This window comes from Halalkalibacter okhensis, assembly GCF_000787375.1.
GTDB lineage: Bacteria > Bacillota > Bacilli > Bacillales > Bacillaceae_D > Halalkalibacter > Halalkalibacter okhensis.
Map to the genome: position 1 here is coordinate 118,624 of NZ_JRJU01000002.1, position 12,147 is coordinate 130,770.

Annotated in this window: 10 protein-coding genes; 1 reads left to right on the top strand and 9 read right to left on the bottom strand. The window is 36.9% G+C overall.

Annotated features, from left to right (window positions below; genetic code table 11):
* Nucleotides 1-70 precede the first annotated feature (70 nt).
* The 4 genes from LQ50_RS02280 to LQ50_RS02295 all read right to left on the bottom strand — a co-directional run bounded on the left by LQ50_RS02280 (nucleotide 71) and on the right by LQ50_RS02295 (nucleotide 5,229).
* Nucleotides 71-1,621, bottom strand: a complete 1,551-nt coding sequence (locus LQ50_RS02280) for a response regulator (RefSeq protein ID WP_034625667.1) — start codon at nucleotides 1,619-1,621, stop codon at nucleotides 71-73.
* Complete coding sequence (locus tag LQ50_RS02285; protein ID WP_052144538.1) at nucleotides 1,614-3,074, bottom strand: sensor histidine kinase; 1,461 nt, start codon at nucleotides 3,072-3,074, stop codon at nucleotides 1,614-1,616. The genes LQ50_RS02280 and LQ50_RS02285 overlap by 8 nt, the downstream gene beginning before the upstream one ends.
* The gene (locus tag LQ50_RS02290) at nucleotides 3,064-4,038 is read right to left on the bottom strand and encodes a sugar-binding protein (protein ID WP_034625670.1); all 975 of its coding nucleotides are present in this window, start codon (nucleotides 4,036-4,038) and stop codon (nucleotides 3,064-3,066) included. Before LQ50_RS02290 ends, LQ50_RS02285 begins: the two co-directional genes overlap by 11 nt.
* A 198-nt stretch (nucleotides 4,039-4,236) precedes the next feature.
* Complete coding sequence (locus tag LQ50_RS02295; RefSeq protein WP_052144539.1) at nucleotides 4,237-5,229, bottom strand: alpha/beta hydrolase; 993 nt, start codon at nucleotides 5,227-5,229, stop codon at nucleotides 4,237-4,239.
* Nucleotides 5,230-7,193: 1,964 nt separating this feature from the next.
* Here LQ50_RS02295 and LQ50_RS02300 point away from each other — a divergent pair.
* Nucleotides 7,194-8,762, top strand: coding sequence for a BCCT family transporter (locus tag LQ50_RS02300; protein WP_034625673.1), 1,569 nt, complete (start codon nucleotides 7,194-7,196; stop codon nucleotides 8,760-8,762).
* A gap of 189 nt (nucleotides 8,763-8,951) precedes the next feature.
* Here LQ50_RS02300 and LQ50_RS02305 read toward each other — a convergent pair whose 3' ends face one another.
* From LQ50_RS02305 to LQ50_RS02325, 5 genes are all read right to left on the bottom strand, one after another.
* Nucleotides 8,952-9,656, bottom strand: coding sequence for an SAM-dependent methyltransferase (locus LQ50_RS02305; protein ID WP_034625675.1), 705 nt, complete (start codon nucleotides 9,654-9,656; stop codon nucleotides 8,952-8,954).
* Between the two features lie 223 nt (nucleotides 9,657-9,879).
* Nucleotides 9,880-10,485, bottom strand: a complete 606-nt coding sequence (locus LQ50_RS02310; RefSeq protein WP_034625677.1) for an ABC-2 transporter permease — start codon at nucleotides 10,483-10,485, stop codon at nucleotides 9,880-9,882.
* Nucleotides 10,478-11,344 carry an ABC transporter ATP-binding protein gene (locus LQ50_RS02315; protein ID WP_034625679.1) on the bottom strand — a complete coding sequence of 289 codons (867 nt, stop codon included), beginning with the start codon at nucleotides 11,342-11,344 and terminating at the stop codon, nucleotides 10,478-10,480. The genes LQ50_RS02310 and LQ50_RS02315 overlap by 8 nt, the downstream gene beginning before the upstream one ends.
* A 5-nt stretch (nucleotides 11,345-11,349) precedes the next feature.
* Nucleotides 11,350-11,721, bottom strand: a complete 372-nt coding sequence (locus LQ50_RS02320; protein ID WP_034625681.1) for a GntR family transcriptional regulator — start codon at nucleotides 11,719-11,721, stop codon at nucleotides 11,350-11,352.
* A 14-nt stretch (nucleotides 11,722-11,735) separates the two neighbouring features.
* Nucleotides 11,736-12,047 carry a YfzA family protein gene (locus LQ50_RS02325; RefSeq protein ID WP_034625683.1) on the bottom strand — a complete coding sequence of 104 codons (312 nt, stop codon included), beginning with the start codon at nucleotides 12,045-12,047 and terminating at the stop codon, nucleotides 11,736-11,738.
* Nucleotides 12,048-12,147 lie beyond the last annotated feature (100 nt).

Sequence of the window (12,147 nt, forward strand, 5' to 3'; positions counted from 1 at the left end):
TCCAAATAAAAAAGCCCTCACCGAATTGGCGAAGACGAATGGATTGTTACCTCTTGTGAGATTTGTTACTTTAATTGAGAGAATGTCGGTATTCACTAGGAGAAACTCCCGTATGTTTTTTAAAGACGCGACTAAAATAATTAGGATCTTTGTAACCCACTTCATAACAGATCTCTTTTACACTACTTTCCTGAAAACGGATTAACTCCTTCGCTTTCTCTACTCTTAACTCTGTCAAATAATCAATGAACGAACAATTCGCACGTGATTTAAAGACTTTGCTGAAATATTGTGGGCTTAATTTAACTTCTTCAGCTACCTCTTCTAGCGTGATCGCTTTCTTAAAATGCCGATCAATATAATCTTTTGCTATAACCAACACATCTTTATTTTGTGAATGATACATCGTATGAATATGCTGAGAGATCTCAACTAATTTATTTTTTATGGAGGCTGCGGGTTGCATTTCAAGCTGATGTCGATCAAAGGAAACGGAAACCCCACTTTCAGCAATTTGTCGGCTGAGAAGAATGAAAAACTCAGACAATTTTTCCTCAAGAGTATCCGTATTCTTTTCACAGAATAACATGAGGGCGTCAATATATTGTTTGAAATAAGCTGGTACATCTCCTGATTGCCCTGAGGTTACCGTTTCAAGCACTTTTTTTTCTAACTTATAGGGATAAGAGCTCATAGAATGCTCCTCTTTATCCACGTGATCATTGTAATACTTACATGAGTAAGCATGCCTTGCCATCGATAACACAAATAATGCTTCATGGTACGATTGGACAAACTTCTCAACCTCATTATATACTCTTCCAATTCCAATGGATAACTCCATGTTCGAAAACAAAGACCGGCCTTTTTTGATAAGGACTTGTCCACTTTTCACTGCATAATCTCTAACCTTATTTTTTTCTCGATCGGTTAGTTGGACAAGGATTGGAATCCTCCCCATATTTTCTTCTCCAAGAAAATAGTGATGATAAAATCGGCCTAACTCTGCCTGTACATAACTCATGAGCTCCTGTACAGGTATAGTTCCTTCAACTCCTTGTTTTTTCTTCGCTTCAACAACTAACACAAAACTATCTCTTTTAAAATTTTGTTCCAATTGTAAATCCCCGAGGTGTTGTCCATAAGAAGCTTCCATTAACATAGCTGTAATCACTTTTGATTGAACAATTGACAAAGCACGACGGTAATTATCCTTTAAAATAATCTCTTCTTTTCTTTTTTCTTTTTCTCGTTCAATTTCATTTAGCACTTTTCTAAGTGGAACGGTGATCTCTTCTTTCGTACTCGGTTTTAAAATATAATCCCTGACTCCAATGATCATCACTTGTCGGGCATATTCAAATGTATCAAACGCTGTAACCATTATAATGTGAACGGTAGGATGCAATTTTTTAATTTCTCTACATGCTTCAATCCCATCAATCCCTGGCATTTTAATATCCATAAAAATCACATCTGGCCGAAATTCCTCTGCTTTTAATATAGCCGTTCTACCATTATCTGCTTCTTCAATGGTGACATTGGAAAATGCGTCAGTAATGACTTTTCGAAGACCTTTCCTCTCAATGGATTCATCATCTACGATTAAGATTCTATACATCCATTCGTCCCTCCCAATTCTTTGGTAACGTTAACTCAATCGTCGTACCTCTGCCTACCTCTGAATCAATCACAACCGTTTCATTCCCTTGATAAAATAACTCGAGCCTTCTAAGTACATTTTTAACTCCCAATCCCGTTGAGTGTCCACTAGATTTATAGGAACGTTCAGATAATTTATCTAATAACCTTTTACTCGTTTCCTGTTCCATCCCTACCCCATTGTCCCGTATTTTAAGAACTATATGGTCACCTTCACTATAGCCTTCAATTTCAATTAGACCTTTTTGTTCATATGGTTCAAGTCCATGGATGAATGCGTTCTCAACTAAAGGTTGTAAAGTAAGAATAGGCATTTTCAAAGTGTGACATTCTTCTGATACATTCACGGAAAAATCAAAGCGATCATCAAACCTTGTCTTTTGAATATAAAAATATTCCTGAACGACACTAAGCTCATCTAATAACGTAACTGGTTTCTCCATAACACCTAAATTATAGCGAAGTAACTTAGCTAACGAATTAATCAATCTAAATACGTGCTCAGAGCCTTCAATTAACGCACTTTTGGAAATCGTATTAAGTGTATTAAATAAAAAGTGAGGGTTAATTTGACTTTGTAAACTTTTCAATTCCATCTCTTTTAATAATTTATCTTGCTCCGATTTATTTTTTATTTGTTTCACAAAATACATTAAATCGGTCCTCATTTGATTAAATGTTTTCGATAAAAATCCTATTTCATCATTCGATTCAGGAAGCTTAGGCCCATCTAGCTTCCCATTGGCAACTTCACGAGCCGTTCTTGTAAGCTGATGTATAGGCGATGTAATGCTATTACTAAACAAATAAGCAATAAAAATCCCAAACGAAAAAGTAGCAATTGACATGAACAACACGGTTAATGTTAAGAAATCATTCCTTTTATTTATAGCATCATAATATGTATTAAACATGGATAAATCGTTATTTAATAACGCCAACGTTTGGTCCTGGATAAAGCCAACTACCATAAAAGCTTCTTTTTGTTTAGCTGAATACACCTCAATGTCATCCTCTAAAAAAGCCTGTACAGCAATGTCACTTTCTTCTACTAAACTTTCAATCATATTTTGATAATTTCGAGTGTCGATATAATTATTTTCATTCAGAAAATTAAGCTTTAAAAGTTGCTTTGCATCAAGCAGTTCTTGACGATGATGTTCATACAATTCTTGATCACTTTTCATTTTTTTATTTAAAAATGCGTCCATCGCTTCATACGTTTGCGTTGATTTTTGTGAAATATCATTTAATAAGAAAAAACGCTCTTGAATGAGTTCATATTGCTTAACAGTTTGATGATAGTTATAAAAAATAAATAAAGATAAACTGCTTAATACAATAAATAGAACAACAAAATTAATCAATAGTTTGGTTCGAATCGGCATCCTAATTTTTGGATTAGTATTCATCTACTACATCTTCTTTCCTCAAAAGGGTAATGGACGTATGATACTCTTTTAAGATTTCTTTTCCTTCAAGTTGATCTATCAACAAATTGACCCCTAAGTGGCCCATTTCATATGGTTCTTGTTTTAGAGTCGCATGAATCTCTCCATTTTTAATTAATTCTACCGTCTCTTCTAGTGCATCAAATGCATAGATGCTTATATCTGATGTTGGATTGCTTTTTTGAATTCCTTCAACAATACCTAAGCTATCTAGAGCACTAGTTCCAAAAAAAATAGAGATATCTGGGTTTTTCTTCAACATTTGATACGTCTTCTCAGCTCCTTGAATTTTACTAAGGTTCGAGCTTTCAATTGAAACCACTTCAATTCTTTCTTCAAAACTAGTTGCATCTAAAAAACCTTGAACTCTCTCATTTAAATTATTAGGAATAAAACTCCCCGTAATAATAACAACCTTTGTCTCTCCTACTGATTCATTCACTACGGCCAACCCCATTTCATAGCCAGCATCGTAATTATTCGTCCCTACATAGGTTACAAGATGATTGTCCTCTAAGTCCGAATCCACAATGATAACAGGAATTCCCTTTTCCAACGCTTTCGTTAAAACAGGCTCAAACTCATTGGATAACCCTTGAGTTAAAATGCCATCGACTTTCGAAGCAATGGCCATTTCAATTAGTTTCATATGGTCACTAATATTCGTTTGTTTCGTACCCATATACTCAATTGTAATACCATTTTCCTCGGCAGAATCTTTTGCTCCTGCATAAAGCTCCTGTAAATAAGGGGTTTCCAATTCCTGTACAATAAGAGCTAAGTGATACTCAGACTTTAGTGTCGTTCCATTCGCATTCAACGGCACTTCAAAATCGAGACTTTGCATAAAAAAATGATACGTCAACATAACCGAAATGCCTGTAACAGTAAGTAACAATCCATAAATATAGTAACTGTGCTTCATTTCGTAACACTTCTTTCTCTTCAAATGGTAACACACTAACTAGTTTGTTTATTCATTATACATTGAAAGCGCTTCATTATGTACTGAAATATATTCAATGGGGACGAGGGACAGATCTAGTGTTTTCTTCGTTTAGCGAAACTAAAAAAGCAAGGGATAATTCCCTTGCTTCATATAGAATTCTTTTCCCTTTTGACCTTATCGTGCACGATTGAGTGACTTGTTGATAAAGCGCTCCACGCTCTCCCATGTTGGTGCAGGTTGAACTCCAATTCTTTCCTGTCCACCTCTATTTGTATGGAACACGGTATACTCGCTAGCCCCAATAATTTGCCTATGATCATGTCCAGCACTAGGGACCGACGTAAACGATACCTCGTTACCAGCTAATGCTAGAGCCTCATAAAGCAAGACACTCTGTCCATGTGGAACGATTACATCATTGTATCCATGGAAGATGTGCATCGGTGGCATATTATCATCAATGTACGTAATTGGATTTGTTTTTCTTGTTAGTTCTGGGTGATCTTGAATTGGGAAGCCCATTAGTATGGATCCAGGAGCGTTGGGTGCATAATGATCCATGATTGTATATTCTTGCTCGTTCATGACAAGTAAATCGACTGGCGGAAAGAATGGGACGGCTGCCTGAACCGCGCTAGAAGTCTGTACGTTTGTTTCCCCTTCTAACTGCCAAATGTTACTAGTGGTTGCTGCAATTGCAGCCGCCCAACCGCCCGATGAATTACCTAGAATAGCAATGCGGTTTGGATCAATGTTGTATTCATCTGCATTTTCACGAAGCCAACGTATTGCCGCACGGATGTCGTGGAGCTGACCAGGAAACTGTACTTGTGTATTTGAGCGGATACTAACTCCAGAAACAGCATATCCTTTTTCGGTAAAATGGGAAACTACATCGGGAGGAACACTCTTACCCGCATCACTCATCCATGCCGAACCTGAAGTCCAAATGACGAGAGGCAACTTATTCTTCCCTGGCACATCGGGTATATAGAGATCAAGTAAGTTACCTTGAGTGTGTTGTGGAACAGGGGCGGTGTATGGAATATTTTCAATCTTTTCAACACCACGAACGGATGCTGCATGCGTTGGAACAGTTAGAGTCAACAAGAGAGCAAACGTTATAGCAACGAACACGATAGACTTTAAGATCCTATTTTCTTTCATGTTTTTCCCCTTTTCTAATTCAATTTTGTACACTTGTTTAAGCTATTAGATCTAAATAGATACCTAATGTGAAAATACTTTTACAAAAACTATTTTCTTCTGAATTACATTTAATTTGATAATCATGACAGCAGCAACCATCTCCTCTACCTATTATTTTATTTTCTCTTCTATACGTGAACTGTAGATTTCATCACCTCCGTTCATGTTAACAATGGATGCCGATATTGAATTTCAGAATGTGAACGATTTAATTTTTTTGTGACGGAAATTTATTGATGTTTCGCAGGGGCTCTCTTTAGGAGATGTGGTAGATTATACAGTTATTATCCGTTGATTTGTGGGCTCATCATTTCAATTGTTTACACATCTTATTAGGAACTCTTACTTCATTAATGCCTTTTTTATCTTTGCATTTCCTTTCTATAGCAAGTTATCTAAAAATATAAAATGATCAGGTACTTTCTATTTAGCCAGCCTTTCTTTTAAATAGTTTCAAAGATGGTTCATCTTCTTCTTGATTAAATTTGAGTGTCATTGCTGCACAAGTGGAAATTTCGCCATTCGTTTTCTGTCTTATCTCCATCAAAATGACAGTCCATCTTTCCGAAATATATTAAGCCTCATTTCAAGCTTGTAAATCTAATATTGTAAGCCCTTTCATTAGTAAGTAAAAAAATTTTCGAGAACTAAGTCTACTGTTATTTTAAAAGGGTCCACTCGTAAAAGGTACATTTACTGAATAGGAATTTCTATTCTTTTTTTCCTATATAATATAGAAATGCAAAAAGGTTGTCCTAGGAATGAACACTCAATGGTTTCACCATTAAATTAAAAAAACCAAATAAAAATAGCTAGTATAGATGTGCCTCAACCATACTTGCCATTAACTAACTAATGTTATTTCGTCTATATTAATAATTGCTTCAATCAAAACCCACTGTTCTGGAAACACTTGGCACACATTCATCCTCCCTTTTCATTTGAGTCACCTCCTACATATTACTTATAGTGTATCATGGTAAAGTAAGCTCCCCACATCAATGATAGGTCGCACTTACTGGACTTCTCCGATTTACTCGTCCCCTATTGATCCTATTTTCAATAGCATTGCTATTTTGCAGTTGGCTGCTTGAGCGTAGAAAAAAGATCAAACGGAGGCGGAGTAGGAAAAACTCAGCTTTGACTACCCAAATAAGGGAGACCTCTCAAGTTCGGGTTCCATCACATCTCTTTGACTACCCAAATACGGGGGACCTCTCGAGTTCGGGCTCCATCACATCCCTTTGACTACCCAAATACGGAGGACCTCTCAAGTTCAGGCGTCATCTCATCCCTTTGACTACCCAAATAGGGCTTCCCTCTCGAGTTCGGGCGTCATCTCATCCCTTTGGCTACCCAAATAAGGCTTCCCTCTCGAGTTCGGGCTCCATCACACCCCTTTGGCTCCCCAATTATGACTTCCCTCTCAAGTTCGGGCGTCATCTCATCCCTTTGGCTACCCAAATATGTGACACCCTATAGCTCCTTTCAAATACAATCAAGCCATCGGTTTTCCTCCACGCGAGAGGTTGTACTGACACAGAAAAAAAACTCTTCAGTTCTCACCTTCTCTTTTATTCCACCTTTTTCCATAAATAAATCACTTCCAAAGTCTCCCGCAAACCCACTCTCTTTCCACCTTCCACAACATAAGCTTCCCTTAAAAGTTCAAGTCATTTGACTGCATAATGTTTTATCACTATAATATTAGACTATTAACATTCGGCTAATGAGGTACTTAGAATTAAATGAATGAATAGAAAGGTAGGTGAAATTATCTTAGACGACTATTTTAGGTGTATACGAATTAGAAAGAGAGCAAGTGGCCCTTCAGTTCCGTAACCTTTTCCTCCAGACATTAAGGGTAATCAATGGAAGATTAAAATAACGTTTCGCTTCGTTATACTTTATGGAGGAAAAGAATGAAAACAATAAAGAATATGAAAACAGACTGGACTACATTTGCTGTTAGTGGAGGGTTTTTACTCCTTTTTGTCATTTTTGCACTCATTGACATTAATATGGTTGAAGGGTGGGTAACTGAATCCTTTAATTGGTCAGTCACATTTTTTGGTGCTTATTGGCAATTATTATTACTAGGAAATTTTGTGATCGGAATCATATTAGCTTTTTCAAAATATGGAAATGTGAAGTTAGGAAAAATGGAGAAACCTGAGAATAGTAATTTTCGTTGGATTTCTATGATTCTTTGTACGCTACTAGCTAGTGGTGGTGTATTTTGGGCTGCCTCAGAGCCAATCTATCATTTTGTTACAACTCCGCCGTTGTTTGCAAGTGATGGGATGACACCGCAGGAGGCCGTCATACCGGCTTTATCCCAAAGCTTTGTTCATTGGGGTTTCCTAGCTTGGGCGTGTTTAGGTACGTTAACAACCATTGTCCTCATGTATGCACACTATCATAAAGGATATCCACTTAAACCACGTGCAATTTTATATCCTATTTTCGGAGAAAAAATATTTAATAAAAGTATTATTGGTTCAACTGCCGATATCGTTTCAATTATTGCCGTTGCTGCAGGTACAATGGGGCCAATCGGCTTTTTAGGTTTGCAAATTGGATATGGTCTTCATTTTTTATTTGATATTCCAAATACGTTGGCTACGAATATGATTATTGTTGGGGCACTAATCCTAATTGCTGCTATATCTGTAGCAAGTGGGGTTGACAAAGGTATTCAATTTTTAAGTCGTTTAAATGTTATATTTGTTGTCTTATTAACAGCAATCATTCTCATGATTGGCCCAACAATGTTTTTAATAGATTCTTTTATTAGTGCGCAAGCTTTTCAATTACAGCATTTTTTCGGAATGAATTTATATCGCGCAGATCAAGCTTGGCTTGGTTATTGGACGATCTTCTTCTGGGGCTGGTTTCTAGGATATGCACCGATGATGGCTATTTTTATAAGTAAAATATCGCGTGGTCGCTCGATCAGAGAGCTTATTGTAGCCGTATCTATTATCGCTCCATTAGTGAGTAATTTCTGGTTTGCCGTTGTTGGTGGTACTGGATTATCTCATGAACTAAATAATCCTGGTTCCATCTCAGGCCCATTAGGTGATGGCGGAATGCCCGCGACCGTAATGGCAATTATGGACCAACTACCAATGGGATTATGGTTGGCTATTGGGTTCTTAATCGTTAGTATTGTGTTTGTATCGACTACTGTTGATTCCATTTCATATACAGTAGCCGTAACCATACAAGGTACAGATCATCCACAAAGATGGATGAGAGTCTTTTGGGTCATTTTGTTTGGCATCTTATCTGTAGTACTACTAACAATTGGTGAAGGAAGTATACAGGCATTGCAAAACTTTATTGTCGTAACGGCAGTACCTGTATCTATTTTGCTCCTTCCACCACTATGGAGTGCACCAAAAATAGCAAAGCAGATGGCTAAAGAACAAAAGATCTTAACTTCTGTTGAATCTACAAAAGTAGTGAAGGCAAAAGTAGCAAAATAAGGACTTTGTCGTCGCCATGAATCCAAAGAGATGAAAAAGAGACTTCTCATTAAGTTCGTCAACTGATGAGAAGCCTCTTTTATTTTTGATTAACCGAGATGTAATCGTGAAGTGTCTATATCGTTGGCTGGTCTTTTTATTTCTCCAAATAATTCTTCACACCATCTAAATCCTTGGCCCCTTCAAAAGCTAACCTTTTCTTATTTTTAACATTGAGTTAGCATTTGTCTGAAATTCATATGGTACTTTCACTTCTTCAACTGTACAACCGTTGTCAGCCAGATAACTAATTATTTCATCTAAATGCTCATATCTTTCTCCCTCTAAATCAACTAAAGGGAAAATACGAACTTCCTCTTTCGTAACCCGCAATAACTCATGTAACGTTTCGATATGAAAGTGATAATCTAGTCTATCCGCATACATAAATAAAAAATGTGCCGATAGAAGAAGGTCAAATTCTGCATTCTTAAATGGTAACAAAGGTAAAGTAACGGGAATGTATCTTTCGCTAGATTTCCTCATATCGTTGGTACAATCATGCAAGGCTCTTAAACGATGTTTTCTTAGACCTTCTACATTATTAAAATAATCCCATTTATAATTATTTTTCGCTTTTTCCATGTGCTTCATTGCGTGTTCAATATCTTGAAGCCCTTTATATTTCAGGTCTTCCCCCGAATGATCATAGGCAATATCACACGCTGTTACATCTAAACCTAATTCGTTTCCAACAGCAGTAAATGAACAAGCGCCTGCTGGACAATCGAGTATTTTCTTTCCTTGTAGCTCTTCCTCTGAAAGCGAGAACATATCCAAATACTCTTCAAGGGTTCTCCCAATAAAAACAATCCGTTCTAAATCTAGCTTTGTACTCTTCTCAACTCTTCTCAACTCTTCTCAACTCTACTCACCTCTTTGAAAAAGATTACATTCATATTATCACATTAAATGGGTAATAGTAGCCTGTTTCCCTTCCTATTCTACTAGAAAAAGGCGAATCCACTTGGTGAAGATTCGCCTCCGTTTCCTAAAGTTATTTTTCAGCAGTTTCAATACACCATTCAGTAGAAGCATTGTTAACATCGGATGCCGCTTGGTATGATTTGGACATCCTCTAGAACACTTTTCGCTGGTAAATGACAGATGTTACTCCCCAAGAAAGAGCATAAAGGATCAGGATTACAACAGCCGCTCCAAAATATAAAACGGGGATGGACAAATTAACAATAAAATTGGTAAGTACTGTCACGTTTTCATTAACAAACGATACAATAGGACCTGATAAATAAGATAAAAGGATAAAACTAATGAGAACAGCTGTAGTAATATAACCTGGTTTAAAGATATAAAATAACGGGAACGTTAATGCTGCAAATAGTAAGAATAAGCCACCACCAAGCGCAATATCACTAATCGAAAAAGGTTTACTAAAAGCAAATAATGCTACACTCGTCACTACAATCGATAAAACCATATAGACGATCGCACCGAGATAACGTGCCGCAATAATTTCAAAACGTGTGTAAGGTAATGAATTTAATAAGATATTCGTCTCTACTTTTTCATCATAGGCATACGTGTTAAACGGGATAAAAATGCTTGCTACTAGAAAAATAAATACTGGATGAGATCCCATTATAATAAAGAACAGAATAAAAGGAACAAAGATTAATAACTGCCTTTTCTGCAGTATGACATCACGTCTGATCAGATTAAACACTGTGTATACCCCCTTTCAAGTAATACATGATATCTTCTAAAGAAGCGCGTTCAATGACAACCGAATCCCCAAACATCTCTTTCACTGCGCTCACATTATCCGTTAATGCTTCAAATCCTGTTGGTGCACGATGAATGTCTACAAATGCCTTTTCCGTATCTCTATCTAGGAGTTCCATCCCTCCTTTTACGAGCGCATAGTTTTCAGCTACGTCGTGAATCGATTGAGTAAATAGCAATTCCCCACTCTGAATAAAAGCAATATAATCTGCGATACGGTCTAAATCAGTTGTAATATGCGTAGAGAAAAAAATGGTCCTGTTCCCATCAATCATAATTTCCTGCAAAAGATCGAGAAGCTCCCTCCTAAAAATGGGGTCCAATCCAGCTGTAGGCTCATCCATAATGATTAACTCTGCCTGATGGGACAACGCTATCGCCAACGATGCCTTCATTTGCATCCCTTTTGAGAACGTTTTGATCGCTTTGTTAAGAGGTAATTCGAATTGCTCAATATATTGATAGAATTGGGCATCATCCCATTTTTTGTAGGCTGGTGCAACAATTCGTTTAATATCTTTTAAGTTCAACCCTTCAAAAAAGACATTTCCATCGTACACAAACCCAATCCGTTCTTTAATCTCCTTCTCATGTTTCTTATAATCCAACCCAAAAAGCTTAACTTCCCCTTCATCCGGCCTCAATAGATTCATCATCATCTTAATCGTTGTCGATTTACCGGCTCCATTTGCTCCAATAAACCCTGTTACAAAGCCTTTCTTCACTTGCAAATCTATATTTCTAACGGTAAAACCTTTAAGTTTTTTGGTTACATTTTTTAATTCAACCACATTTTCCATTCATATCACTCCTCATATAAAATACTCAATAATTGCTGGAGTTCATTAAGGGATAGCCCAATTTCTTTGCTATTTGTAATGACCGCATTCAACTGCTCCTCAATGACTTTTAACTTCTTCTCTCTCATGAGCTCTAGATTTTGCTCAGCAACAAACGAACCTTTTCCGACAATGGAATAGATAAAGCCCGCCTTTTCCAATTCTTCATAAGCTCGCTTCGTCGTAATGACACTAATTTGTAAATCCTTTGCAAGTTTACGCATGGAAGGGATTGCTGCTCCCTCCTGCAAGTCACCTGCTAATATAGCTGATTTGATTTGGTTCGTAATTTGTTCATAAATGGGCTCTTTCGAACTGTTAGAAATAATAATTTGCATGCCAAACCCTCTTCTTATTTTTTTGAAGACATCTTTGTAATAATGCCCACTGCTGCATAAATCAATATAGCTATAACATGAATCGTCACGCACAGATTAAAAAATGGATAGGAATAAGGAGTGATCCATTCTGTAAAGAGCTTCGCGTCCAACATCCACCTTCCTAACCTAGCAATTAAATTGTCACTATCATTAATGTTCGGCTCCAAGAAAGTCCCATCCACAGCGATAAAAATCAATTGAGTTATACAAAATAGAGCAAAGGTTACTACCCAGCGTTTAGTTCCATTAGTTTCAAGTAAGTTTTCTGTTCTAGCCCCAGACATTCACCCACTTCTCCTCTCACTTTCTATTCATATAATGTATATATACTATATACACATTATATACACACTTCCGACATCATGCAACATTTAATTGGAAACA